At 70.3% G+C, this 337-nt stretch carries 1 protein-coding gene; it reads left to right on the top strand.

The annotated features are described in order from the left end of the window. Positions 1-26 precede the first annotated feature (26 nt). On the top strand, positions 27-337 hold a 311-nt coding region (locus J0695_RS43310), incomplete at its 3' end, for a hypothetical protein (RefSeq protein ID WP_242553845.1).

Raw genomic sequence — 337 nt, 5'->3', positions numbered from 1 at the left:
CCCCCGTCAAGGTCACCCCGTCCGCCGTGAAGACGGCCTCCCGGGCCCGCACCGGCACCACCGCGCTGGAAGCGTGGATGGTCCACCCGGTCAGCTCCGAGACCCGCGAACTGGTCAAGGGCGACACGTACCGCCGCTCCACCGAGACCACCGCCTACGACAGCTACGGCATGCTCACCAAGGTCGAGGAGAAGACCGCGGGCGGCCGCCTGGTCTGCACCCTGACCAGCTACGTCCGCGACACCGACGCGTACATCGTGGACACCGAGTCGCGCGAGGTCACCAGGAACGGCGCCTGCGACGACGCCTCGGCCACCGTCATCGACGACACCCGCTC

The sequence above is a fragment of the Streptomyces beijiangensis genome (assembly GCF_017315755.1).
GTDB lineage: Bacteria > Actinomycetota > Actinomycetes > Streptomycetales > Streptomycetaceae > Streptomyces > Streptomyces beijiangensis.
Note: the sequence above shows the minus strand (reverse complement) of the source record. Positions and strands in the feature narration are given on the sequence as shown.